The organism is Pseudoalteromonas sp. 3J6, from assembly GCF_903995135.1.
Lineage (GTDB): Bacteria > Pseudomonadota > Gammaproteobacteria > Enterobacterales > Alteromonadaceae > Pseudoalteromonas.
Genome location: NZ_LR877185.1, coordinates 1,641,905 through 1,668,455, shown reverse-complemented (window position 1 = coordinate 1,668,455; position 26,551 = coordinate 1,641,905). Strand labels below are relative to the sequence as shown.

Here is a 26,551-nt window from a genome sequence, read left to right as displayed (position 1 = left end):
AAATGGTCTAAACCATCATTTTGAACATTGGTGCAACCTACGGATGCACCATTTAGAAACTTTCTAATAATCAGTTTAAATACTACTTCTGCAGCGAAAAACAAGTATATCGCTGTAAGTTACATTTTTTGAAATTAACCAGCCTAATATACATAATTACTGATCGATATATAATGGCTAACGCATCCGCCAATAACAAAGAGGTGCCAAATAGCATGGCTATATTGAGTGCTTTTTGCACTGTAAAAAATAGTACCTACACTATAAAATAAGCCGCCAGCTAATAACCAATAGAGTGCATTAATAGGCACGTTTAAATAAAGCGGATACACAATGGCTAATGCAAACCATCCCATTAATAAATAAGTAGCCAGTGAAACTTTTTTATTGCCATTTTTAACCAATAGCTTATAAGCGATGCCTGCAAACGCTACTGTCCAAATAAAGGCTAAGGTAGCCCAAGACCAGAGCCCAGATAACGACAGCAACAAAAAGGGCGTGTAGGTACCTGCAATCAGTAAATAGATGGCGCAATGATCACATTTTTTGTAAAACGCTCTCAATCTTGGGCGCACACTGGCGTGATAAAGCGTTGAAGATAAAAATAAAATAAACAAGCTACTGCCGTATATCAGAGTACTGGCATAGCTTTTCACACTATTAGTTTGTTTAACTAAATCCCAAAAAACAAAAGCAGCGAATACAATGCCTAAGGCATGACTAATAACATTTAACAGCTCTTCTTTTTTAGAATAGGGAGCTTCAAAAGACATAACAGATCCTACCACTTTGCGAATGAATTCTAGTGTACATTTGTACGCTGAAATTTTCAAATACGAAACAAAGTCATTAATTTACTGAACATTAACAAACACACTATTATTTGGTTTTATTTTAAAATTCATTGGTCAAATTTACTAACCTAGATTTTGTGGATTTCTTTTTTATTAATTTATTTCATTTTAAAACAATGGCTTACAAAGTTTATTCATTATGGCATAGCCCTTGATTGTAACTAAGCGTACTAACCAATAAACAAACAAGGAATACTATTATGAACACTTCAATCAACATCACAATCGCAAGCTTACTTGTATTAGGTTCAACTAACGTTAACGCTACAGAAGTCGATTTAAATATTACAGATATGCTAACTAACACTGTGTCTACTTATGTGTCACAGGCAAGCAATGAACTTGAAAAGTCAGTAAAAGAAGCCGTTTCTTTTGATGCACAGGTTATTCTTGACAGCTTACTTGAAAGTAATCCTGTGGTTGATAATAGCAACATGGACGAAAAACAACGTGTAGTTAAAGCACAACCAAAGCAATAAAAAGGGAATAAGAGTAATGAACAGTGAGTTCGAATTATTAGCCTTAATGTTGGCACCTGTGGCAAGTATACTGAGTGTTTATTACTTGGTTTACATGATAAAAAATGTGGGAATGAGGTTTAATTAGCGGATGCATTTGCACTGTGAAGCAATCGATGTAACTAAAGCTGATCGACTTGAATAAAGCGCACGTAAATAAAGGCAGAGTGTTTGAAAGAAGTAGACTTTATGAAACGTGCGATTTTCCCATTACCTATATTTATATTACCTGAAGGCTATACGCGATTACGTATATTTGAGCCTCGTTATTTAACGATGGTAAAAAACGCATTAAAAACCAATAGCGGTTTTGTTTTATGTACCTTTGAGCATGACACCCCGTTAAACATAAGCGCCCAAGGCTGTTTAATGGATGTTATTGACTTTGATCAAGACGAAAGTGGTATGCTATTAATTGATGTATTTGCATCTAAGAGTGTGCAAATAGATAACGTGTATCAAGATGAGCAGGAACTTCGCCATGGTGATGTATCCACTTGCAACACACCTTATTGGTACAACAAAGACAACCACGAAATTGGTCAGCACCACTTTTTACAAGTGACACTAGAAGAAGTCTTTGCGAATAACCCCGATTTGCAATCGCTTTACAAAACCACCAAGTTTAATAAACTCACGTGGATTGTTGCACGATGGCTTGAATTACTTCCCATTTCTATAGAGAAAAAACAACAACTTGCATTTGAGACTAACTTTGATAACTTGCTTAGTTTCCTCCATACTGTGATTAATAACGAATTTGCCTAAAATAATTATGATCCGCTTGTAACCATTGCTCGTAATGGTATTCACTAAAGCAATAACGGGACATTTTACTATGGTAAGTCAACAACAATCACTAAGTTGTGAACCTAACACAGGTAAGTACACTGCCATGCCAGAAACACCAAGTACGGAACTCAGGGAAGCATTAGTTAATGTAGCTCAATCTCGCGATAAAAAATCTTTCGCGTACTTGTTTGAATATTTTGCACCTAAGATTAAGCGCTTCGGCATAAAGCAGTTTGGTGTAGAAGCCCAAGCAATGGAATTAGTTCAAGAAACCCTCACTTCCGTATGGCGTAAAGCCCACTTATACAATAGTGATAAGGGTGCAGCTACTACTTGGGTCTATACCGTAATGCGTAACGCCTCTTTTGACATGCTTCGTAAAATGAAAAGTAACAAAGAAGAAAATATTAGCGAAGACATTTGGCCGTTATTGAATGAATCTGAAGATACAGATCATGAATACAGCGACCACCTTGAAGACCAACAAATTAAACGTTATTTAGATAAACTGCCTCAAGCGCAAAGAGAAGTGGTGCGCGGCGTTTATTTTCAAGATATGTCGCAAGAGCAGTTAGCTCAACAATTAAACATTCCAGTAGGCACGGTAAAATCACGATTACGTTTAGCCTTGCAGAAATTACGTAATGAAATGGGAGATCAGCATGATTAAACATCACCCGAGTGAAACACTACTGACACAATACTGTGCAGCAACACTTCCAGCATCGCTTAGCCTTGCCGTATCAATACATGTTGATATGTGCCCAGTGTGCCAAGCTAAAGTTGAAAAACTTGAAGCGGCTAATGCGCGAGCAGTTTTTAGTGACAATATGGATGTGGCAACTGATGAGCAAGCCGATCAAGCCGATGATGTAATTGAATCAAGTTTACTTGATATGATCACGGCCGATGACTCGATTGATGAAGTATATTCTGTTGAACCAGTTATTATTAATGTTAATGAGCATAATTACAGCTTGCCGAGAGCTTTAACACGGATCTCGCATGGTAAATTTACCCAAGTAGGTAGGCTTGCGCGTGCTCGAATTGCCCTTGATGATGGCCATTTACGTTCAAGCTTGTTACATATAGATGCTGGTGGAGAAATTCCGGAGCACACACATACCGGTTTTGAGGTTACTTTACTGCTTGATGGTGAATTTACAGACGAAGAGGGCAGTTATGTTCCTGGTGACTTTATTTGGCAAGATGGCCGTCATCAACACACCCCCCTAACAAAAGAGGGATGTTTGTGCTTTACTGTTGTTAGTAGTGCGCTACATTTCAATAAAGGACTTAGCAAGTTACTTAATCCAATTGGTGGCTTGATTTATTAAGAGAATCTATGCAAACAGATACAATAAAAATAGGTATTAGCGCCTGCTTAGCAGGCGAAAAGGTAAGATTTGACAGTGGCCATAAAAAATCAAATTTTTGTATGGAAGAGCTGGCCAAGCATGTTGAATATAAAATGTATTGCCCAGAGGTTGCGGTAGGTTTACCAATACCTCGACCAACTATTCGTCAAGTAAAAACAGGCGATACTATCAAAGTGTGTCGTCCGGATGGCACGGGAGATGTTGGCCCACAGCTCACAGAGTACGGTAAGAAAATAGCTACAGAACAAGCAGGGCATCTAAGCGGATTCGTTTTTTGTGCTAAGAGCCCAAGCTGTGGCATGGAGCGGGTAAAAATCTACAATGAAGCAGGAACCGGTAACACTTCTGAAGGCGTTGGTTTCTTTGCTGAACAAATTATGAAACATAACCCATTACTGCCTTGCGAAGAAAATGGACGTTTAAACGATGTTCATTTGCGCGAGAACTTTGTAATGCGTGTTTATACATTACATAACTGGCAACAGTTAGTGAAAGAGCCCGTTACTGTGCATCGTTTGACCCAGTTCCATGCTCAATACAAATATTTGTTAATGGCTCATAATTATCAAGCGTATCGTGATTTAGGCAATCTACTCGGAACGTTTGTTGGTGACGATGTTAACGCTCTGGCCGATGAGTATATTCTGGGCTTAATGACAGCGCTTAAACGCCCTGCTTCAAGAAAAAATAATTCAAATACGCTAATGCATTTACAAGGATACTTCAAAAAAGATTTATCAAAAATCGAAAAGGAAGAAATGCGAGATGCAATTGATGAGTACCGCCAAGGGTTGGTGCCGCTTTATGTACCATTAACATTACTTAAACACCATTTGAAAGTTCATCCAAATGAGTATTTAAGTAAGCAAATTTACTTTAACCCTTATCCCAATGAACTTAAGCTACGTTACGGTTTGTAATGAATACACTATTTTGGTTTAGGCGCGATTTGCGCCTTTTTTCTAATGAGGCGCTTATTGAAGCGCTAAATAATGGTGCTAAACACGCCATTTTTTTTGTGTGCGAAAAACAATGGACAGAGCATAATACTGCTGCCATTCAAATTGACTTACTTAAACGCAGGGTGAGTTATATTCGCGAAAAACTTGCCAAATATGGCGTAAATTTGCATGTAATAGACGCCCCTTTTTTTGCTGATTGCCAAACTAAACTTCTCGATTTTTGTCAGCAACACGATATTAAACACATAATAGCCAATACTGAGTATGAGCTAAATGAATTTAATAGAGACAAAGCGATTCAGGCACAGTGCGACCAACAGCAAATAACATTTACTTTATACGAGGGTGATATCATTGCTCCCGTAGGTAGTGTACGCACTCAAAATAATGAAATGTATAAAGTATTTACGCCGTTTAAACGCGCATGGTTAAAGCAGTATCAAGATACACACTTTAGCTTATTACCGTGGCCGTTATCCGAAGAGCCGATAGAAATCGAACAGTGTGAGTTACTAAGTGGTGATGAAAGCTCAATAAAATGGCCTGTTGATGATGATACTTTATCAACCGTAGTCGATAATTTTATTCACGATAAATTAGCAAGCTATGATGACGTACGAGACATACCCAGTGTAAAAGGAACATCGGGCTTAAGCCCCTATTTAGCACTAGGGGTTGTTAGTAGTAAACAATTAATGGTTAATATACAACAACATTACCCCGATATACTGACCACCTCAAAAAGTAAAACGTTTACCTGGGTTAACGAACTGATCTGGCGTGAATTTTACAAACATCTAATTGCTGAATTCCCAAAACTTTCACGCGGTGCCAATTTTAACGAAAAGTACGATAGTGTGAGTTGGCGTGACAGTGACGCTGAGTTTAAGCAATGGTGCGAAGGCCGTACAGGCTATCCACTTGTTGATGCCGCCATGCAACAGCTATTGCAAACAGGCTGGATGCATAATCGTTTAAGAATGGTGGTTGCGAGTTTTTTAACTAAGCACCTACTGATTGATTGGCGCAAAGGCGAGCAGTTTTTTATGCAGCATCTGATTGATGGCGATTTAGCCTCAAATAATGGCGGCTGGCAATGGGCTGCAAGTACCGGCTGTGATGCTCAACCCTACTTTAGAGTATTCAATCCCATCACCCAAAGTGAACGCTTTGATCCAAATGGTGATTTTATTCGTAAATATCTGCCTGAATTACAAAAAGTGCCAGATAAACACATTCATTTCCCACATACTTACTTTGCAGCAACGGGACAAAGTGAACACTGTTACTGGCCAGCAATAGTTGATCATAAAGCGGCACGAGCGAGGGCTTTAGCTGCATTTAAGGTGTGATATGGATAACCAATTATCAGTCGATAAATTTGTAGAAATATATCAAAAGCTTGATAAAGATAACCTAGAGTTATTAACTGAAATTTACGCTCAAAACATTCACTTTATAGATCCGCTGCACGAAATTAATGGCCTTGAAGATTTAAGGCGTTATTTTTGTGGTTTATATAGTAATGTTAAGTATTGTCGATTTGACATAACTGATTCATTTACCAGTGATAATAACGCATTTGTATACTGGACAATGCATTATTCTCACCCAAAACTTAACGCAGGCAATACAATTTCAGTGCAAGGGCACAGTAAACTAGTATTTGAAGGTGCGAAAATTATTAAACACCGCGATTACTTTAATGCTGGAGAGCTTTTGTATAAGCATATTCCATTACTGGGCAACATTATTAATTTTATTGATAAAAGGGCTGGTTAATTATGATTACGCTTATTACAGGTGCAACATCAGGTATAGGTGAACAACTCGCGATAAAGTATGCAGAGAAGGGCGATACAGTCATTGCCTGTGGACGAAATACGCAAAAGCTCGCTGAACTTGCTAAGCATAACAACATAGAAACCTGCCAGTTTGATGCAACCAACTTGCAAGATATAAAAGCTGCCACTCTCGGCTACCCGCAATTTGACCGCGTTATTCTTAACGCCGGTAATTGCGAGTATGTTGATGATGCACGCAATTTTGATAGCGCCCTCTTTGAGCGTGTTATTAATGTTAACTTACTTTCTATGGGGTATTGCTTAGAAGCACTTTTACCCAAAATAACATCAGGCGGCCAATTAGTGATGGTTAGTTCGAGTGTTACTTATTTACCATTACCGCGTTCAGAAGCGTATGGCGCATCAAAAGCGGGCGTAAGCTATTTAGCTAAAACCCTTGCGGTTGATTTAAACGACGTTGATGTAACACTAGTCCATCCTGGTTTTGTAAAAACACCGCTTACAGACAAAAATGATTTTCCTATGCCTATGGCTGTTAGTGCTGAAAAAGCGGCTGACTATATAATCAAAGGCGTAAAAAAACGCCGTAAAGAAGTCCATTTTCCGTATCGTTTCACACTTATATTAAAAGCACTGCGAATATTGCCACTTTCGCTTTGGCTTAAAATTGCAAAAGGATTAACCCGTTGAAAAAAATAGCAATAATTGGGACTGGTGTATCAGGTTTAACTTGCGGACACCTATTGCACAAGCATTATGATGTCACACTATTTGAAAAGAACGATTATATTGGTGGCCATACTGCCACGGTTGATGTAAATCACAGCGGTATTAACTACGCAGTTGATACCGGTTTTATCGTATTTAACGATAGAACATACCCTTACTTTGAAAAGCTGCTTGAACGTGTTGGTGTAAAACGTAAACCGACCCAAATGAGCTTTAGCGTTCATAATGAAGCCACAGGTTTTGAGTACAATGGGCATACATTCACTAGTTTGTTTGCTCAGCGCAGAAACATAGTGAGACCTAAGTTTTGGCGTCTATTGTACGATATTGTGCGTTTTAACAAACTCTGTAAGGCCTTGTATGAAAAAGGCCAATACACTGAGCAATCACTTGGTGAGTTGCTACAACAACATCGCTTTAATGACTTCTTTAAATACCACTACATTTTGCCAATGGGTGCGGCTATTTGGTCGACAAGCATTAAAGAAATGGAAAACGTGGGCGTAGAGTTTTTTGTAAAATTCTTTTTTAACCATGGTTTATTAGACATTACTAACCGCCCGCAATGGTATGTTATTCCGGGTGGCTCTCGTGAATACATTAAACCGTTGATTGCTGGTTTTGCTGATAAAATACAGTTAAACACTGACATTAAATCGGTAACCAGAGACGAGCGGGGGGCCACCATTACACTTGCTGATGGTCAGCAAGTCCTGTTTGATAAAGTTATTTTTGCGTGTCACTCAGATCAAGCGTTAGCATTACTCGGTGATGCTTGTGAGCAAGAAAATAAGGTGTTGGGCGCTATTCCATACACTGAGAACTCGGTGGTACTGCATACTGATGTATCATTATTACCAGATAGGAAAGCAGCGTGGGCGAGCTGGAATTATTTACTAAATAATAATACCGACAAAGCCGCTGTTGTTACTTATCAAATGAATATACTGCAAGGGATAGAGTCTGATACCCAGTTTTGTGTCACTTTAAATCACTTAGAAGGGATCAATCAAAGCAAGATTTTACGTGAGTTTACTTATCACCATCCTGTGTTCAATCAACAATCTATTGCTGCTCAACAGCTGAAAAATACGGTAGACGGTCAAAACAATACTTATTTTTGTGGGGCTTATTGGTATAACGGCTTTCATGAGGATGGTGTGCGCAGTGCCGTCGATGTTGCAAAACAACTTGGAGTAGAGTTTGACTAATGCAGTGTATTTAGGCGATGTAAAGCATCGCCGTTTTGCTGTAAAACACCATGCGTTTAATTACCCACTTTATATGCTGTGGGTTGATTTAAATAATACTCACTCGCTCAATGGCGTCCATAAGCAGCTTGGGACTTCAGGTTTTAAAGCATTAAAGTTTGAGCAATCTGATTATTTACAAGGGTTACCAGATAGCCAACATCAGCCAATTATAGAGCGTGCTCATGCGCAGCTATCCCAGCTGGGCGTAGATGAAAAATTTAGTCATGTATACCTGCTAGGACAATTACGCTGTTTGGGCATTTATTTTAGTCCAGTTAACTTTTATTTTTTTGGTCATCAAGATAATGAATTTAGTTACATGGTGGCTGAGGTGAGTAATACTCCATGGAATGAGCGACATTACTACTTGGTTCCATTACAAAAAAAAGTGAACTTTAAGAAAGTATTTTCCGTATCACCTTTTATGAATTTGGATATGAACTATCATTGGACTGTGCGACAAAAGAAAGACAATATACTGATACGTATAGAAAATAAGCGCGATGAAGAACTACTTTTTGATGCTTCATTAAGGTTACAGCGCCAACCCTTGTGCAATAGACAAATGAGCAAGCTGTTGAAGCGCTTTCCTGCGATGACATGGTCTATTTTCAGAGGTATTTACTATCAGGCATTTAAGTTGTTTGTTAAAAAAGTCCCATTTTTAGGTCACTCAGGCAAACTTTAAAATTTAATTTATGTTGTTTTACAAGTAATAACAATAATATAGGTAAGTATATGGAAAAGGTATCGAGCTTACGCGTTCAGGAACGCACTAGTTGGTTTACTAATTTTTATAAAAAGTTAGTGTTTAAAGCGTTCTCGTCAATTGAAACAGGTCAGATAGTGCTAGTTGAGAACAATCAACAGTCTGTATTTGGGGATGTGTCTTCAGAGCTAAAAGTAACGGTAACCGTTAACGATAATGCCATGTACAAAGCGTTTGCTCTTTCTGGAAGTGTGGGGGCGGGCGAGTCTTACATTTTAGGGCAGTGGCAATGTGACAATTTAACTCGCCTAATCGAAATTTTTGCGATTAACCAAGATCAATTAGATGCATTTGAAAAGAAATTCGCGTTTTTTAGCAATATCGCTCACCGTATAAATCACATAAAAAACAAAAACTCACACGCCGGTTCAAAAAAGAATATTGTTGCTCATTATGACTTAGGAAATGATTTATACGAGTCTTTTTTAAGCAAAGAAATGCTTTATTCGAGTGCAGTATATCCAACTAAAGATGCTACCTTAGAGCAAGCCCAGCAATACAAACTACAACGTATATGCGAACAGGTTGAGCTTCAAAAAGGTGATACGGTTATTGAAATTGGTACAGGATGGGGGGCGTTTGCAATTTATGCTGCAACTCATTACGACTGTCATGTAACGACCACAACTATTTCTGACGAACAACACGACTATGTTGCTAACAAGGTTAAAGAGCTTGGGCTTGAAAGCAAAATCACATTGCTCAAGCAAGACTATCGCTTATTGACTGGCAAATACGATAAGTTAGTCTCAATTGAGATGATAGAAGCCGTTGGGCATGAATACTTACCCAGCTTCTTCACTAAGTGCGGTGAGTTATTGAAGGATAACGGTGCCATGCTTATTCAAGCAATTACGATTAGCGATCAGCGTTATCAACATTACTTAAAAAATTCAGACTTTATACAACAGTATATCTTTCCTGGTGGGTGTTTGCCTTCGCTTAATGAAATGAGTGAACAAATTAAAAATAACACCGATATGAATATACACACTATCAATGATATTGGTGCTCACTATGCCCGCACTCTTGCAGATTGGCGTGAGCGTTTTATTGCCAGCTGGCCAAAGCTTGATAGTAATAAGTTTGATGACCGTTTCTATCGCTTATGGCTATTTTACCTCGCCTATTGTGAGGGGGCATTCAGAACCCGAGCAACCAGTACCGTGCATTTAATGGCACGCAAACCCCGCTTCACGAGTAGTAATGATGAGATTGCACTCGCTTATTAACTTTGTGCTGTTCCAAGTGGTGTGGTTTATGTGCCTACTACTTGAACAAGGTGCATTAGCTTATTCTGCCGTCGCTATAGCATTGATGTTTTATTTATCAGCGCAAAAAAAACAAGATGCTTTACTGGTTTTAAAAGCCCTGCCATTGGCTCTATTGTGTGAATTTATTGCGGTTCAGCTAGGGTTATTTGAATTTAAAGTTCAACCGTTCCCATTTTGGCTGGTTTTTTTATGGGTCGCTTTGTTGCTGTGTATTAACACTTCAATGTCGTTTCTAACTAAGCTTAAACTGTGGCAAGCATTTTGTGTGTGTTTGTTATTCGCGCCAGGCAGTTATTGGGCCGGCTCACGATTTGAGGTACTAGAGTTAGGAATGCCACTGTGGCAATTTTGGCCACTTTACGGTGCTTTATGGGCTGCAACGTTTACCCTTATTTTATTTATAAACGGTAAAATTGGTGCGTTTGTTAAGCAATAACACAATACTGCTTGGAGATAAGGATGAAAACGCTTCTAAATTTACTTATGGTTTATGTTTTATTTAGCCATTTTGCTTACGCTGATACCCAATTTAACAAGGTAGGCGAAGCGCGAATGGAGTATCTTTTTTGGGATGTTTATGATGCAACACTTTACACACCTTCTGGCACTTATACAGCCAAGCAAGCTCCTGTTAAATTCACCTTAACTTATTTGCGTGACTTTGACGCTAAAGACATTGTAAAAGCGACTAATGAGCAGTGGCAGCACTTAGGTAAACCCGAACTTTCAGAGCGCTATGCAGATAAGTTACTATCCATATGGCCAAATATTAAAAAAGGTGAATCGTTAACTCTACTGACTGATCAGCAAGGGTACAGTACTTTTTTTCACAATGAGAACCAAATAGGTCGTATTAACGATGCCACATTTGCTGAGGATTTCTTAGCTATCTGGTTAAGTGAAAACACGTCAGAACCAACAATTAGAAATCAACTACTAGGGATTTAATATGATTAACCTAAAACGCGTTAAAGTCGCCATGGTATTGGCTGTTAGTTTTTTTATTGCCAGCTGTTCAGCCCCAAGTGTTGAACATTATAAGGGGTCAGAGCCAAACTTTGATTTTAAGACTTTTTTCAGTGGCGACTTAAAAGCCTATGGCGTTGTACAAGATTTTAAAGGTGAATTAACCCGCAAGCTTGTGGTTGACTTAAACGCTACGTGGAATGGTAATCAGGGCACTATTGAAGAAGACTTTATTTACGATGATGGTGAGACACAAAAACGCATCTGGAAAATTACCTTAAACGACGATAACACCTTAACAGGAACAGCCTCTGATGTTTTAGGAATAGCTACCGGTGAGAGTGACGGTAGTGTGTTTCACTGGAATTACAATGTCGAGATCCCTTACGATGGCAGCACATTGGAAGTAAACTTTGACGATTGGATGTACCTAGTAACAAGTACGCGTTTAATAAATCGTACTTCTATCGTCAAGTTTGGTGTTGAAGTCGGCGAAGTAACATTAGTGATAGAAAAGGTACAGTGAGCCATTAAAGTGCAAAGCTGCACTAATAGTGTGCCTAAATTAAGCTTTTGTTAACCCAACTCTCTGTATTTTACAGTTAATTTATTTATTTTTACTAATTTTTTAGTATTTTAGATAAAAAACGTAATTTGCTGTTGCTAACTCTTCGAAAATGCATAAAGATAGGATTTGCAAAGGCAAAATAATAACGAATAGGAATCTAATAATGAACAAAGCTCAACTAGTTGAAAAAATCTCTACTGACGCAGAAATCTCTAAAGCAGCCGCAGCACGTGCACTTGAGGCATTTACAGGCGCTGTAACTTCTTCATTAAAAGAAGGTAACTCTGTTGCGTTAGTTGGTTTTGGTACTTTTTCAGTTAAAGAACGTGCTGCTCGCACAGGTCGTAATCCACAAACGGGTGCAGAAATCCAAATTTCAGCTGCGACTATCCCAAGTTTTAAACCAGGTAAAGGTCTTAAAGATCAAGTAAATCCATAATTTGAGATTTATGAATAAAAAAAAGGGCTATTTAGCCCTTTTTTTTGCACTAAATTTAACGCTTATTTAGCTTTAAGTGCTTTATCTCCTCGCCCAATGCCGACCGCACCTGAGCGAACTACTTCTATAATGTCGGTTTCGTGGCGTAAGGTATCCAAAAACGATTCTATTTTATCGGTGCTGCTTACTAATTGAAGGCTGTAACTTTGGCGGCCCATATCTAAAATAGCCCCCTGAAATACATCAACAACGCGGGTAACTGCCGCACGAGTCGCTTCATCTTTGGCAAAGACTTTTACTAACAGAAGTTCGCGCTCTATGTGACTCATTTCAGTTAAATCAATAACTTTAAGTACATCGACCAGTTTGTTTACTTGCTTCGTTATTTGCTCAACAATTCTGTCATCGCCTTTAGTGGTTACCGTAATACGAGAAAGAGACTCATCATCTGTAGTGCCCACCGTTAAGCTATCAATATTGTATGCTCGTTGAGAAAAAAGCCCCACTATACGTGATAACGCACCAGGTTCGTTCTCTAATAATATAGATAATATACGACGCATTATGCTTTCACTCCTTTTCTTAACCACATCTCGTCTATGCCACCATGCTTAATTTGCATCGGGTAAACATGTTCTTTTTCGTCTACTAAAATATCTAAAAATACTAATCTATCAGTGATCGACATTGCTTTGTCTATCGCAGGTTGTAATTCATCAAGGGTGTTTACCCTGATCCCTACATGGCCATAGCTTTCAACAAGCTTTACAAAATCAGGTAAAGACTCCATATACGATGAAGAGTGTCTGCCACCATAAATCATGTCTTGCCATTGTCTGACCATACCCAGTGAGCGGTTATTTAAGGAGATCACCTTTACTGCTAAGTTATACTGTAAACAGGTTGATAGCTCTTGGATGTTCATTTGAATAGAGCCGTCGCCAGTTACACATAAAGACTCTTTTTCAGGAAAAGCCAGTTTAACGCCCATTGCCGCAGGTAATCCAAAACCCATAGTCCCTAGGCCACCTGAATTGATCCACTGGCGAGGGTGTTTAAATGGGTAATACTGCGCCGCAAACATTTGGTGTTGGCCAACATCAGAGCTAACATAAGCATCTCCGTTAGTGGCTTCATATATTGCCTCGATAACTGCTTGAGGTTTAATTTTGTCACCATCATTATTGTAACTAAGGCATTTTTGTTCACGCCAGCTGATCACTTGTCGCCACCAATCTTCTTGTGCACTGCGATCAATTTTAATTGGACTGTTATCTATGGCAGTTTGTAATTGCTCAAGTACCGTTGCCAAACAGCCAACAACAGGAATATGAGATTTAATAGTTTTAGAAATAGAGGTTGGATCGACATCTACATGTACAATAGTGGCATTAGGGCAGAATTTTTGAACGTTATTAGTAACCCGATCATCGAATCGTGCGCCAAGCGCCAAAATAACATCGGCATTGGCCATGGCTTTATTTGCTTCTAATGTACCGTGCATACCTAACATACCAATAAAGTTAGGGTGAATGCCCGATATACCACCTAGTCCCATAAGCGTGTTGGTAATAGGGGCGTTAAGTGACTCGACTAAATGAGTTAGTTGCTCTGAGGTGTTTGAAAGCACAATACCGCCACCCGAGTAGATAACCAGTTTCTTCGCTTCTAAAATAGCAGTAACAGCTTTACGAATTTGTTTAGAATGACCCTTTGTATTTGGATTATAGGTTCTGAGCTCAGTTGCCGCTGGAAAGTTGTAAGCAAAAGTTAGTTCTGGATTAAGCATGTCTTTAGGAAGCTCTACTACAACAGGACCAGGGCGTCCTGTGCTGGCAATATAAAAAGCTTTGGCAAGTATATTGGGAATTTCACTAGCACTTCTACAATTAAAGCTATGCTTTACAATAGGGCGAGAGCAACCAACAATATCGGTTTCTTGAAACGCGTCATCGCCAATAAGATTTGTTGGCACTTGACCTGATAATACTACCATAGGAATTGAATCCATATACGCAGTTGCTATGCCTGTTACACAGTTTGTTGCACCAGGTCCGGATGTAGCAAGTACAACACCCACTTCACCGGTTGCTCTTGCGTAGCCATCGGCCATGTGTGTAGCCGCTTGTTCATGGCGTACTAAAATGTGCTCAATATCATCTTGCTGAAAAAGTGCGTCGTATAAATCTAATACTGAGCCACCGGGGTAACCAAATATATACTTTACCTTTAGCTCTTTTAATGACTTAACAACCAATTCAGAGCCATTATATTCTTGTCTACTCATCCTCATTCCTCTGTTGATTATATGCAAAAAAAAACCCCCGCGTAGTGCGAGGGTTTTAAAAAGCATTTTTCACCTTTTAATACATCCCCGCTGGGCTTATCACTAAGACCAGTACGAGTAAGACTAAAAGGCGAAATTGTGTATTCATGATGTTTTGCTCTTAAAATAAAATGCTGTTTAAATTACAATTTTTGTATGTGGTTATTTTTAAGGCTTTTGAGTACTTATGTCAACCAAAAACTGCATTTTTAGATTAAAATTTCATTTTTTAATTCATTTTAATCTATTAGTCTATTTTTTGTGAGTTTTTCTTACTTATTAGCAGATATTATGCAGATTTCTGTTGTGGTTGGGCTTGAGGAAGGTGGTTAAAACGCATAAATACGGTATTTCTTAGACATAAAAAAAGCCAGCTAATGCTGGCTTATTAATCTAACAGTATTAATTACAGACGGTCAATTACTGATTGTGTGAAATCAGTAGTGCCGTGGCTGCCGCCTAGATCACGAGTAGTACGGTCGCCTGATTTAATTACATCAGCAACAGCACTACGTATACGCTCAGCTGTATCGCCCATGTTTAAATGCTCTAGCATTTGAATAGAGGCTAAAATTACTGACGTTGGGTTCGCAAGGTTTTTACCAGCAATATCCGGCGCACTACCGTGAACAGCTTCAAAAATAGCAGCATCTTCGCCAATGTTTGCACCAGGCGCCATGCCTAAACCGCCAACTAAGCCCGCACATAAGTCAGATAAGATATCGCCGAATAAGTTAGTTGTAACGACAACGTCAAACTCTTCAGGGGTCATTACAAGCTTCATACATGTTGCATCAACAATCATTTCAGTTGATTCAATTTCTGGGTAACGCTCAGCTACTTCGCGCGCTACTTTTAAGAATAACCCAGAGGTTGATTTTAAAATATTTGCTTTATGTACAGCGGTCACTTTTTTACGGCCTTCACGCACAGCAAGTTCGTATGCGAATGTAACAATTTTTTCTGCGCCTTCGCGAGTGATCACTGATTTTGCTTCAGCTTCAGTCCCATCTTCTGATACAACTTGGCCTGCACCTGAATACATGCCTTGTGTGTTTTCACGAATAGTGATGATATCAATATCGTCGTAACGTGCTTTGGTACCGGCAAACGATTTAACCGGGCGTACATTAGCGTATAAACCAAATTGCTTACGAAGTGTTACGTTGATTGATGTAAAACCTTCGCCCACAGGCGTGGTTAATGGACCTTTTAAGGTAATTTTATTCTTAGCAATTGTGTCAATTGTTTCTTGTGGAAGCAACTCGCCTGTTTTTTCAAGCGCAGCTAGGCCAGCGTCAACAAATTCATAATCAAAATCGCATCCTGCGGCTTTTAGTATTTCAAGTGCTGAGTCGATAATGCTTGGGCCGATGCCGTCGCCTTTGATCACTGTTATGGTTTGTTTGGCCATGAACTTTTCCTTTAAAGATTTGGATACACATATAAATAATAAACACTTTCAGAGTCTAGACTACTTATATGACAGGGGTGCTAAATTTAAGCCGGCATTTATACCAATATATCACTCATTTTGCCAGTTTATAGTATGAATACAGGGTATAACTTTAAGTTATAGTGATAATAAGTCAGCTAAATACTATTGTGTAACCCTAAGCGCAGCAGTGATTGATTAAAATCTACCTCAGTTTGCCAGCCATGGCGACGAAGTTGTTGATTCAATGTTTGTTGTTGCCACGCTGTTAATGGCTGGTTGGGTTTTAATATACGCTGCGCCACAACTTTCAATGCTGCCCATAATTGACTAGCATCATCAAGCTGCTTTTTAGGGAGTTGCTCAGCTTTTAATAAAGCCGATCCCCATGGGTCGCCACTAAGTAATTCATTAAGCTCACTGTTTAAATGAGAAGCATCTATGTTGTTTATACCAAAAAATGTACTAAACGGTGTATCAAGAGCTTTATTCGGTGTTTGATCTATGGTGATTTTTCTTGAAACATCAGGGCTGTAATGTATCAGTACATAATATAAATAGGCATATAAGCTTAAGCTAATACGCTCACTTTGAACGCTAGGATTATATTTAACTAATAGCTCTAATATATTTACTAAACAGCTAATACGGGTGTATAAAAAAGCATGTAGAGGATGAGCAATGCTATTTACTAATTGTTCAAACACGACCCCTTGAATAATAGCGGGTGCTTTATCGTAACCCACCATAGATAAGCTGTGCCTTAAATCTTTAGCGGCTAATCGCTCTTTATTGTAGTGCTTTACTGCTAAACACACTGACTTTACAACATCAGGGTAGGGAGTAAGTAAGGTGTTTAAAGCTTTAAAACTGTATTCTTTTTGCGTTTTTATTTGTTTTACTAACTGATACAAAGGCGTTTGTGCAGAGTGATTATTATGCGGGATATTAAGATGTTCACTGTCCCATATTTTTAAAAATAAGCGATTATCGTTGCATTCCCATGCTTTTGAGTCATCCACTAAGGACGCTTTTATACGATACCATGCCATTTTAGTATTGGCGTTATTAACTATAATATGTCGGCCTTGTGTATCAGTGGCTAAATAAACCATAGCTTGGTCGGCATAAACAACTTGGCTGCCTGGTATATATCGTCCTATATGAGCGACTAACGCTTTTAATAACGCTTGTGCAAATGAGTTAGGGGTTCTTATATATAAATCAGCGACCGCTTTATAAAAATTTATGTGCTGTTGCTTTGTATTACAAGTAACGTTAAGCGCTAGTATATTTGCTAAAGCAACCACCACACTAGCACCGTCATAAAGCATAATTTTAGGTGTATCTAATAATGCATGTTTGTATTTGCTGAGTTTAGCCAAAATATGGGCAATTTTATGTGCAGGTTGCTTAGCCGTTAATAGTACTTTGGCAGCAAGCTTATGGCGTAACGACCATATTTTTTTATCGGCTTCGTTAAACGCTTGCTGTTGAGTTAGCTTATTTAATTGCTTAGCAACACAAAGGTGCTCAACCAGTGAAGCACTAATATAAAGCTCGGTTAAATCGTTGTCGTAGTTTTGGCTACTACACAAAGCACAGGTTAATACACACTGATTAACGACTAAATTGGTTGCGTAACTATACTGTGTTTTATATAGATTTAACTGAGTTTGTAAGGCCGCTGGGTTTTGTTTGTATAACGCTGCGTATTGCTCTGATAGTTTACACACAAGAGGGTAAAAGGTATGCCACTGACTTTTGTTGTTATGGGAGCTTAAAAGCAATTGTGTGCTTTCGAGTAGTTTTTTTAGTTTACCCGACAGTGGAGCTTCCATTAAGTTTTCCCGTCATTATGCTCAAGGTATTTTTCATAAGCACTTGGGCCCCACATTATTAGTTGGCCATTTTTAAATAGCAACCCAGTACATTCATCCATGGTGGTGATGCCGTCAGAGGTTTTATGTTGGGTGCGATAAAAAATTACTTGCCATACTTGCTCGCCATCACGTTTAGCATAGGTTAAATCTGGACTACCTAAGTATTCAAGCACATTATTTAGCGTAAAGGTATCTTCCAAGCGCAATTTCTCTATATAGCGTTTATTAAAAGCTTCTCTATCTTGCCAAATCATAGCTTGTGGATCGTCTTTATAAAACATAATAACCGTCGTGGCTATTAGTGCATATAAACCTAATCCTAATATTAAATACCTAAAAAACTTTTTAAACATTGCCAACCCAGATCAAAACACCTATTACTAGTATACGTACTGCTAAAGTGCAGTGCTATTAACTTGCGACTAATTAAGCCTTAACTGCTTTAAACTAAAGCCTAAATGGATATCTGTACGCAAACTCACCAACTGCTTAGAAATAATAAACATATCCATATCTTCATTCAGCTTTTTTTGTAACCGCGCGTTTAACGATTCATCCTTTAACGCTTCTTCAATAGAGCTATATTGATTAACCAATTGCTGCGCAGATTTAACACCAATACCTTTAACACCCGGAATGTCATTGGTTTTATCGCCTGCGAGTGCCCAAAAGTCGATGAGTTTATGTTGAGCGACAGCAAAGCGCTCTTCAATATGTTCTTTATTCAGGTGCTGCTTTTTAAAGTAATCGTATACTTCAATATGCTCATTCAAATGAGGTAAAAATCCTTTATCCGTAGAGACAATGGTATTGTTTATCTGATTATTAGCGGCTTTATGCGCTAAAGTCGCAATAATATCGTCGGCTTCATCGTTAGTCGGTTCAAATACCACAATACCGGTTTCTTCAATGGCCGCTTTAAAATGAGGTAACGCGCTTTTTAGAGTCTCTGGCATAGGAGCACGCGAATGTTTGTAGTCTTTATAAAAGTGGTAACGCCAGCTTTTGTCACCATCAAAAACGGCTATTGCATGGGTTGCATTGGTGGTTGTTAAAAGCTTTTTGCATGCATGTGCAACTCGGGCACAGCATGCTTTTAACATGTGTTCGTCGCTATGATGGCTTTGGTTTGCATCAACAGCATAAATGCGCCTAATTAAATTAAGCGCATCAATAAGGAGTAAATGGGGATTCAATTATAAACTCACGCTTTTATTGTATAACAAGGGATATACTTACTTCCGGGAAGTTTCATTCTACCTTGTTCTACAAACGCTTGTAAAAGTTTGTCCATTGCTTTCATTAAATCAGGCTCACCACTTAGTACATAGGGGCCATGCTCGTTAATTACATTTAAGCCTTCTTCTTTCACATTACCTGCAACAATTCCCGAAAACGCACGGCGTAAATTAGCTGCAAGCTGTTGTTTGGGCTGATCAAGATGTAAATCAAGTGACGCCATGGCTTCATGAGTTGGGTAAAAAGGCTGCTGAAAATCATTTTCTATTTTCAACGTCCAATTAAAGTAATAAGCATCGCCTTGGCTTTTACGATATTCGCGAACTCCGCTCATGGCCGATTTAAGCTTTTGGCTAACTAATTGAGGATCATCAATAATCACTTCAAATTTACTCAGTGCGGCATCGCCTAAAGTCATTTGAATAAACTTACAAAGCTCTTCAAAGTAAGCTTTGCTGTGTTTAGGGCCAGTTAAAATAACCGGTAAACATTGCTTTTCGTTTTCGGGGTGTAACAAAATACCTAATAAATATAGCAACTCTTCGGCTGTACCTGCGCCACCTGGAAAAATTATAATGGCATGTGCGGTACGAATAAATGCCTCAAGACGTTTTTCAATATCGGGTAAAATAACCAGTTCATTTACAATCGGATTGGGGGGCTCTGCCGCTATAATGCTTGGCTCAGTTAAACCTAAATAACGATTATTGGTAATACGTTGCTTTGCATGGCCAATGGTTGCGCCTTTCATTGGGCCTTTCATTGCACCAGGCCCACAGCCGGTACAAATATTTAACCCACGTAACCCCAGTTCATAGCCAACTTGTTTAGTGTATTTATATTCGACTTCGTTAATCGAATGGCCACCCCAACACACAATCATGTTAGGTTCGCTATTTACTTTAAGTGCGTCGGCATTTCTTAGCATGTCAAAAACCATGTGAGTAATGGCTTTTGTTTCCTGCAGGTTTTTTTCATACTTTTGGCAAATAAACAAAATATCGCGAATAACCGAAAATATGTGCTCATGTATACCAGTTACTATGTGGCCATCAACAAAGGCTGTTTGCGGAGGATTTTCTAATTCAATTTTTATACCGCGTTCACGGCTGACCAAGCGTATATCAAAATCTTTATGTTTATCGTAAATATCATTGCTTACATCGGTGTGGCTGCCTACATTAAGCACGGCCAATACACAGTTTCTAAATAGCCTGTAGCGTTCGCTGGTTGATGATTGCTCGAGTAAGTCTACTTCTAGCTGCGACAATAAGTCTAATACCCCTGTAGGGTTTAATTGTATTAGCATCGACATTCTCCTTGAAACTTCTTGGGTAAATTTACTGCGTAGTTATGCCTTATACTCAATGGTAAAAGTGCATAACACTATTTACTAATACACAGACGATCCCGGCCTGAGTTTTTAGCATCGTATAGAGCTTCATCGGCTCTATCAAACGCTTTTAGAGGCGTATCACCCACTTCAAATTGGGTTGCGCCTAACGAAACGGTAATTTGAATTTGTTTGTCTTTAAATTTAAATGGGATCTTTTTAATCGACAGTCTTAATTTATTGAGATGCTCGACAGCGTTATCAAGTGATGTACGAGGCATTAATAACACAAACTCTTCGCCGCCATAACGGGCAATAAAGTCAGTTTGTCTAATCGATTTTTGCAGCGCTTTGGCAATCACTTGTAGGGTAATATCACCTGCTGTGTGACCAAAGCGATCGTTAATTGATTTGAAATGATCAACATCAATAACCACTAAGGTTATGTCTGACGGTTGTTCATTAAACAAATTAATTTCGTGATTGTAGCGTTCGTCAAAGGCTGCTCGATTAGGTAACTTGGTAAGACTGTCGAGTAAACTTTTAAAGCGTTGTTCATTTAAACGTTTTTTATAATTACTAACTTTGTTTTCTAAACTGCCAATTCTATCGTTTATTTGTGCAAAGCTAGAAATTAAAATTTGGCGATCTTTTTGTTCCAGTTGTTCTTTTTCTAGAATGTCTGCACTCAATGAGCGTAACTCATTTTCAACCAATTGCTTTAATTCTGTAATTGATGTTGCTTTATTTGTTTGTGTATTTAAATTTTTTAATTTTTCACCAATTCGTTGATTAATTGATTCGAATTCAACATTCATCGATTCAGAATGTTCTCTGGTTGAAACTAATGAACTATGTAGTTCTCCAAGCGTTTGGTTTAATGAAGTTAAAAAGCTTTGCGCTGACGCACGCTCAACTTGAATGCTTTGTACAATGAGTGTGATTACATCAATTGCTGCATCAAGAAGTTGGTCTACGGCTTTATTTTTAGCGATACGTTTTTTTATTAGATACAGCTCATCGTTGGCTTCTTCTTCAAGTACTAACTGACTAACTAATTTAAATAGCTTTTCAGTGAGAGCACTAAGATTTGGAGGCTCAAAGGTATCGTTGCTTTTAGCTATTAAAGCTTGATGATAAAAAGTGATCAGCTGATTTAAAACAGGTATAAAACCATGTACAGATTGAATATCGTCTAGCTCGTTATCGAGTAAGTGGCGCAGTGTTCTGCGGGTATCGTTAGGTAAACCTTTGGTTTGTTGTAATTGCTTACCTGCATTTTGTACACTGGTGAGAAGATCACGTTGATGTGCTAGTTGAATGGCTTCTTGGTTTTTTAGCAAAGCTAAAATATCATCCACCAAAGGAGCAAAGTCTTCATAACCCATTCCTTTGTTTAATGCGCTTCGAAACTTAGCTAGGCGGTTATCAAGCTCAGTATCAAGTCCCTTACAGCTTAAAGATAACTTAGCTGCAAAATTAGAAAGCGTACTCACTTGATGTTGGCGAGCACTTTCTACTACTTTTCTACTGTCGATTGCTTGCTTTAGTTTTTGTTCCACCGTATTGGAGCTCCTAGACACCTACACACCATTATCTTAATACCTTTATTGTTTTAGTTTACAACAAAAACATATTAATAGTAGGGATGAGATCAAAAACTTAATGTTTTTAATAACAAAATACGAGCGATCTTAAATATAAGTGCATTTACCGCTTTTAATTCACTTTTAAAATGGGTCTTGTTAACCTTGGTACAACAATACGTTATATAAAAAAGAGCCTTCATGAAAAAGCTACTTGCCTTATCAATTTTAGCTGCCTGTTCAGCACCTGTATTTGCCGACGTTAACTACGCTTTAAATATCTCTCAGCCAGAACATCATTTAGGTGATGTAAATGTAGAGTTTCCTAAAACGGCGCAGTCTTATTTAGATGTAAAATTGCCAGCATGGCGTACTGGTCGCTACGAAATTTTAAACCTTGCCAATGGCGTTCGCTATTTTAAAGCCAGCGACGATGAAGGTAATGCATTAAAGTGGGAAAAAATAGACCACAGCACATGGCGTGTTCATTTAAATGAGCCGACTCAAGTCAATGTTGATTACCAAGTGTATGCCAATGAGCTAGGTAAGCGCGCTCGTCATATTGACGACAGCCACGCGTTTGTTGACGCATCTGGCTTTTTTATGTTCAGCGAATCATTTCGCCAAGAGCCCGTTACGGTTGAATTAAACGTACCTAAAGCATGGCGCTCTGTGTCGGGTATGGAAAACTATAAGAATAAACACAGCTTTAAAGCCAGCGACTACGACGTGCTAGTTGATTCACCAATAGAAACCGGTGTTAATGAACTGCGTACTTTTGAAGTTGATGGCCGTGAGTACGAACTAGTAGTGTGGGGCGAAGGTAATTACGACATAGAACTGATGCTAACCGATTTAAAAAAGCTTGTAGCAACGGGCAATGTAATTTGGGACAGCTACCCGTATGAGCGTTATGTATTTATGGTACATGCTACATCGGGCGCGGGCGGCGCAACTGAACACTTAAATTCAACTATTATTCAACGCCCACGGGATCGCTTTGCTAAACGTGAAGACTATTTAGCTTTTATAAGCACAGCGGCACATGAATTTATTCATACTTGGAATGTAAAAGCGTACCGTCCTAAAGGGCTTGCGCCATACGACTATACCAATATTAATTATTCAAAACTGCTGTGGATTGCTGAAGGGTCTACCAGCTATTTTGAAGACCATTTATTAGTGCGCTCAGGCATTCAAACCACCGATGAGTTTTTTAAGAACTTCAGTAAAACCATTAATCGCCATCTCACAACCCCAGGGCGTGAAGTGCAAAGTGCTAGCGAAACCAGCTTTGATAAATGGATAAATCAAGGTGGCGATCATGCACGTAACTACGGCACTAATATTTACCTTGAAGGCTCGTTATTGTCGATGGCGTTAGATATCGACCTACTAGAAAAAAGCCAAGGTAAAATAAGCTATAAAAATGTACATAACGAACTTTATAAGCAGCATAAGCTACCAGCGGGTTTTACTGAGAAAGACGTATTAGCAATTTTAAAGCAGCTAACAGGGCGTGATTACAGTAATTGGTGGCAAGCAAATGTTAGCACACCAGCCAGCTTAGATTTTGATGAATTACTGGCAAAAGTAGGTTTGAGCTTTGAGCTGCCTGAAAAAGCCAAGGCTACACCAAGTTTAGATGCCTTTACTAAAAATACCGGTGAATTGCTCACCCTTACTCATGTACGTCGCGATGGTGCAGCATGGCAAGGTGGTTTAACCACCGACGATAAACTCGTTGCTATTAACAAAAAACATGTAGGGAAAGACTTAACCGCCAGCCTAGAAACCTTTAAAGCAGGGGACAAGGTAACTGTTGATTTTATTCGCCGTGACACTTTGATGTCGACTGAGCTTGTGTTGTCTGAAGATTTCGACAAACCTAAAAAAGTAGTCGCTAATAAAAATGCCTCTGCTGAGCAAAAAGCGCTGTTTAAAGCATGGATGGGTGTAGCGCATCCAAATGATGTGAAAAAAGACGACTAATATTGTATATCATATTGTTTAAAAAGGAGCTTAGGGTCACAAACCCTGAGCTCCTTTTTTGTTTATTGAGCGCTATATTGTAACAATTTATCTCAGCGCAGTTGACCTAACTCATACTTAATGAGTAATCTGCTGGTTCAATAATAAAAGGGATTCTATAATGCGTTTAAAACCTCTTGTTGCCACATTGGTAGCAACCTGTTCACTGGCACTTTCTTCTGCGGTCCATGCCGATGAAGGCATGTGGCAACCTCATCAATTACCAGAGCTCGAGTCAATATTAAAAGCAAAAGGGCTTGAAATTAGCGTTGATTCAATTTCAAAATTAACCGAATTTCCAATGAATGCGGTTATAAGCTTAGGCGGTTGTACAGCCTCATTTGTTTCGCCAAAAGGCTTAGTTGTAACTAACCATCACTGTATTTATGGTTCGGTACAATATAATTCAACGCCTGAAAATAACATTTTAGAAAATGGCTTTTTAGCAAAAACACCGGCTGAAGATTTACCAGCTGCGCCAGGTTCACGTGTGTACGTAACCGAAACAGTGACCAACGTGACCGATAAAGTGATTAGCGGCACTAACGAGCTAAGCGCAAAAGCACGCTATGATGCGTTAGAAAAAAATCAAAAAGAACTCGTTGCACAGTGTGAAGCTGATGCTAGTTACCGTTGTAATGTGTATTCGTTTCATGGTGGTTTAGAGTTTTACCTGATTAAATCACTGGAAATTAAAGATGTACGTTTAGCGTATGCACCTGCCATGGGCGTAGGTAAATACGGTGGCGATATAGATAACTGGATGTGGCCGCGCCACACAGGCGATTTTGGTTTTTACCGCGCCTATGTAGGTAAAGACGGCAAGCCAGCAGAGTACAGCGAAGACAACATACCGTACGTGCCAGAGTCTTACTTAAGTGTAAGTGCTAAAGGCGTGCAAGAGGGCGACTTTGTTATGGTAACTGGCTACCCAGGGCGTACTAATCGCTACCGTATTGCGGCAGAGGTCGATTATGTTTTTAACGACAGTTACCCTAAAGCGCGCATGCACAATACTAAATACGTGTCACTAATTGAAGAAAACTCAGAAGATGGCAGTAAAGCGCGTATTGCTTACGAAAGCACCATAGCCGGTTACAACAACTACATTAAAAACTATGGTTCGATGATTGAAAGCTTCAAAAAAGGCACCATGTTTGAGCGTAAAAAACAGTTTGAACAAGAGCTTACAAGCTGGATAAACAGCGATAGCGAGCGTAAACAGCGCTACGGGAATGTGCTTAATGAGTTATCGGCATTAGTAGCTCAATCGCAAGAGCATAGTGAGCGCGACCGTATGGTAGGCTATGTTCATCGTTCACAAATGATCAGCACGGCACGTCGTTTATATCGCTTAGCGGTTGAAAAACAAAAGCCAAATAGTGAGCGCGAATCAGGTTATCAAGAACGCGATTTACCGCGTATTAAATCTTCTCTTGAGCGTATGTCACGTCGCTTTGATGCCAATGTAGATAAAGCTATATTACTGCACTTTTTAGAGCAATATGCAGCATTACCTAAAGCAGAGCGTTTTAGTGAAATTGATAAAGCTTTTGCTTTAGAAAACGGTTTTGATAAAGCAAAACAAAGTGCATTGCTAGATGAAATGTATGCCCAATCAAGACTAGATAATGAAATTGTACGTAATTCATTATTTGAACAAACACTGAGCCAGCTTAACCAAAGCCAAGACCCGTTCATGCAATATGCAAAAGCCATATTCACAGTAATGAAAGCTGAGGAAGATAAGTCAAAAGCCCTGGCAGGTAAATTACAAGCTGCTCGCCCAGAGTTAATGAGTGCAATTATTGCCTTTAACAAAGCGCAAAACAAACCGGTTTACGCCGATGCAAACAGCACATTACGTGTAACTTACGGCACTGTAGGCGGTTATTCTCCGCAAGATGGATTAGTGGCTACGCCGTTTACTTCACTTGAAGGCTTATTGGCTAAAAACACCGATGTTGACCCATTTAATGCGCCTAAAAAGCTGCAAGAGCAAATTAAAGCGAAGCTTTATGGTGATTACACTGGTGGCATGAATACTGTTCCAGTTAACTTTTTATCAAATGTAGATACAACAGGCGGTAACTCAGGTTCGCCAACGCTTAACGGCAATGCCGAGCTGGTGGGTTTACTGTTTGACGGTGTGTACGAAAGCATTATTGGTGATTGGGATTACAACCCAGAACTAAACCGCTCAATTCATATAGATTCACGCTACATGCTGTGGGTAATGGATAAAGTAGATAACGCCCAAAACCTATTAGACGAAATGAAAATCGTAAAATAAGTAGCAGTTAAAATAACAAAAGGCGCTTACCTTAACCGGAAGCGCCTTTTTTGTTTAAACATTTTTGGCGATTAATCTAACTTAAGCTACGAGCTACGAGCTACGAGCTACGAGGTT

26 protein-coding genes are annotated in these 26,551 nt (G+C 39.0%); 17 read left to right on the top strand and 9 right to left on the bottom strand.

Going from position 1 to position 26,551, the window contains the following annotated elements:
- Nucleotides 1–143 precede the first annotated feature (143 nt).
- Complete coding sequence (trhA, locus tag P3J6_RS07720; protein WP_138607952.1) at nt 144–773, bottom strand: PAQR family membrane homeostasis protein TrhA; 630 nt, start codon at nt 771–773, stop codon at nt 144–146.
- A 281-nt stretch (nt 774–1,054) separates the two neighbouring features.
- On the opposite strand from trhA, the gene P3J6_RS07715 reads away from it, so the two are divergent.
- The 15 genes from P3J6_RS07715 to P3J6_RS07645 all read left to right on the top strand — a co-directional run bounded on the left by P3J6_RS07715 (nt 1,055) and on the right by P3J6_RS07645 (nt 12,308).
- Complete coding sequence (locus tag P3J6_RS07715) at nt 1,055–1,333, top strand: hypothetical protein (RefSeq protein ID WP_054201634.1); 279 nt, start codon at nt 1,055–1,057, stop codon at nt 1,331–1,333.
- A gap of 228 nt (nt 1,334–1,561) precedes the next feature.
- Nucleotides 1,562–2,140: an LON peptidase substrate-binding domain-containing protein gene (locus tag P3J6_RS07710; protein WP_198522636.1), complete on the top strand. Its 579-nt coding sequence runs from the start codon at nt 1,562–1,564 to the stop codon at nt 2,138–2,140.
- A gap of 70 nt (nt 2,141–2,210) precedes the next feature.
- The gene (locus P3J6_RS07705) at nt 2,211–2,834 is read left to right on the top strand and encodes a sigma-70 family RNA polymerase sigma factor (RefSeq protein ID WP_198522635.1); all 624 of its coding nucleotides are present in this window, start codon (nt 2,211–2,213) and stop codon (nt 2,832–2,834) included.
- Nucleotides 2,827–3,501: a ChrR family anti-sigma-E factor gene (locus tag P3J6_RS07700; protein WP_198522634.1), complete on the top strand. Its 675-nt coding sequence runs from the start codon at nt 2,827–2,829 to the stop codon at nt 3,499–3,501. Before P3J6_RS07705 ends, P3J6_RS07700 begins: the two co-directional genes overlap by 8 nt.
- 8 nt (nt 3,502–3,509) lie before the next feature.
- Complete coding sequence (locus tag P3J6_RS07695) at nt 3,510–4,463, top strand: YbgA family protein (protein WP_036983978.1); 954 nt, start codon at nt 3,510–3,512, stop codon at nt 4,461–4,463.
- A complete protein-coding gene (gene phrB / locus P3J6_RS07690) occupies nt 4,463–5,857 on the top strand; it encodes a deoxyribodipyrimidine photo-lyase (protein ID WP_198522633.1) in 1,395 nt (464 codons plus the stop codon). The genes P3J6_RS07695 and phrB overlap by 1 nt, the downstream gene beginning before the upstream one ends.
- Nucleotide 5,858: 1 nt before the next feature.
- Complete coding sequence (locus P3J6_RS07685) at nt 5,859–6,287, top strand: nuclear transport factor 2 family protein (RefSeq protein WP_075170211.1); 429 nt, start codon at nt 5,859–5,861, stop codon at nt 6,285–6,287.
- Nucleotides 6,288–6,289: 2 nt separating this feature from the next.
- The gene (locus P3J6_RS07680) at nt 6,290–7,000 is read left to right on the top strand and encodes an SDR family NAD(P)-dependent oxidoreductase (RefSeq protein ID WP_198522632.1); all 711 of its coding nucleotides are present in this window, start codon (nt 6,290–6,292) and stop codon (nt 6,998–7,000) included.
- Nucleotides 6,997–8,250, top strand: coding sequence for an NAD(P)/FAD-dependent oxidoreductase (locus tag P3J6_RS07675; protein WP_198522631.1), 1,254 nt, complete (start codon nt 6,997–6,999; stop codon nt 8,248–8,250). The genes P3J6_RS07680 and P3J6_RS07675 overlap by 4 nt, the downstream gene beginning before the upstream one ends.
- Nucleotides 8,243–8,980 (top strand): DUF1365 domain-containing protein, encoded by a 738-nt coding sequence (locus P3J6_RS07670; protein WP_198522630.1) that lies wholly within the window; start codon nt 8,243–8,245, stop codon nt 8,978–8,980. The genes P3J6_RS07675 and P3J6_RS07670 overlap by 8 nt, the downstream gene beginning before the upstream one ends.
- Nucleotides 8,981–9,030: 50 nt before the next feature.
- Nucleotides 9,031–10,293, top strand: a complete 1,263-nt coding sequence (locus P3J6_RS07665) for an SAM-dependent methyltransferase (protein ID WP_198522629.1) — start codon at nt 9,031–9,033, stop codon at nt 10,291–10,293.
- Entirely contained in the window at nt 10,271–10,771 is a 501-nt protein-coding gene (locus P3J6_RS07660) for a DUF2878 domain-containing protein (protein WP_198523784.1), read from the top strand. Before P3J6_RS07665 ends, P3J6_RS07660 begins: the two co-directional genes overlap by 23 nt.
- Nucleotides 10,772–10,794: 23 nt before the next feature.
- Complete coding sequence (locus P3J6_RS07655) at nt 10,795–11,283, top strand: chalcone isomerase family protein (RefSeq protein ID WP_198522628.1); 489 nt, start codon at nt 10,795–10,797, stop codon at nt 11,281–11,283.
- 1 nt (nt 11,284) lies between these two features.
- The gene (locus P3J6_RS07650; protein WP_198522627.1) at nt 11,285–11,827 is read left to right on the top strand and encodes a DUF3833 domain-containing protein; all 543 of its coding nucleotides are present in this window, start codon (nt 11,285–11,287) and stop codon (nt 11,825–11,827) included.
- 205 nt (nt 11,828–12,032) lie between these two features.
- Nucleotides 12,033–12,308, top strand: a complete 276-nt coding sequence (locus P3J6_RS07645) for an HU family DNA-binding protein (RefSeq protein ID WP_138607972.1) — start codon at nt 12,033–12,035, stop codon at nt 12,306–12,308.
- A gap of 62 nt (nt 12,309–12,370) precedes the next feature.
- Here the strand turns inward: P3J6_RS07645 and ilvN are convergent, their stop codons facing one another.
- From ilvN to P3J6_RS07605, 8 genes are all read right to left on the bottom strand, one after another.
- Complete coding sequence (gene ilvN / locus P3J6_RS07640) at nt 12,371–12,871, bottom strand: acetolactate synthase small subunit (protein ID WP_076921825.1); 501 nt, start codon at nt 12,869–12,871, stop codon at nt 12,371–12,373.
- Nucleotides 12,871–14,595, bottom strand: coding sequence for an acetolactate synthase 3 large subunit (locus P3J6_RS07635; protein ID WP_178957154.1), 1,725 nt, complete (start codon nt 14,593–14,595; stop codon nt 12,871–12,873). Before P3J6_RS07635 ends, ilvN begins: the two co-directional genes overlap by 1 nt.
- A 445-nt stretch (nt 14,596–15,040) precedes the next feature.
- Nucleotides 15,041–16,048 carry an isocitrate dehydrogenase gene (locus P3J6_RS07630; protein WP_138607979.1) on the bottom strand — a complete coding sequence of 336 codons (1,008 nt, stop codon included), beginning with the start codon at nt 16,046–16,048 and terminating at the stop codon, nt 15,041–15,043.
- Nucleotides 16,049–16,227: 179 nt separating this feature from the next.
- Nucleotides 16,228–17,910 carry a hypothetical protein gene (locus tag P3J6_RS07625; protein ID WP_198522626.1) on the bottom strand — a complete coding sequence of 561 codons (1,683 nt, stop codon included), beginning with the start codon at nt 17,908–17,910 and terminating at the stop codon, nt 16,228–16,230.
- Complete coding sequence (locus P3J6_RS07620; protein ID WP_138607982.1) at nt 17,910–18,305, bottom strand: DUF3192 domain-containing protein; 396 nt, start codon at nt 18,303–18,305, stop codon at nt 17,910–17,912. Before P3J6_RS07620 ends, P3J6_RS07625 begins: the two co-directional genes overlap by 1 nt.
- A gap of 69 nt (nt 18,306–18,374) precedes the next feature.
- Nucleotides 18,375–19,148: a flap endonuclease Xni gene (xni, locus tag P3J6_RS07615; RefSeq protein ID WP_138607984.1), complete on the bottom strand. Its 774-nt coding sequence runs from the start codon at nt 19,146–19,148 to the stop codon at nt 18,375–18,377.
- Nucleotides 19,149–19,156: 8 nt separating this feature from the next.
- Nucleotides 19,157–20,500, bottom strand: coding sequence for a nucleotide 5'-monophosphate nucleosidase PpnN (ppnN, locus tag P3J6_RS07610; protein ID WP_198522625.1), 1,344 nt, complete (start codon nt 20,498–20,500; stop codon nt 19,157–19,159).
- Nucleotides 20,501–20,577: 77 nt separating this feature from the next.
- Complete coding sequence (locus tag P3J6_RS07605; RefSeq protein ID WP_138607988.1) at nt 20,578–22,086, bottom strand: GGDEF domain-containing protein; 1,509 nt, start codon at nt 22,084–22,086, stop codon at nt 20,578–20,580.
- 225 nt (nt 22,087–22,311) lie between these two features.
- On the opposite strand from P3J6_RS07605, the gene P3J6_RS07600 reads away from it, so the two are divergent.
- Nucleotides 22,312–24,102, top strand: a complete 1,791-nt coding sequence (locus P3J6_RS07600; protein ID WP_198522624.1) for a M61 family metallopeptidase — start codon at nt 22,312–22,314, stop codon at nt 24,100–24,102.
- 160 nt (nt 24,103–24,262) lie between these two features.
- A complete protein-coding gene (locus tag P3J6_RS07595; RefSeq protein ID WP_198522623.1) occupies nt 24,263–26,434 on the top strand; it encodes a S46 family peptidase in 2,172 nt (723 codons plus the stop codon).
- Nucleotides 26,435–26,551: the final 117 nt, after the last annotated feature.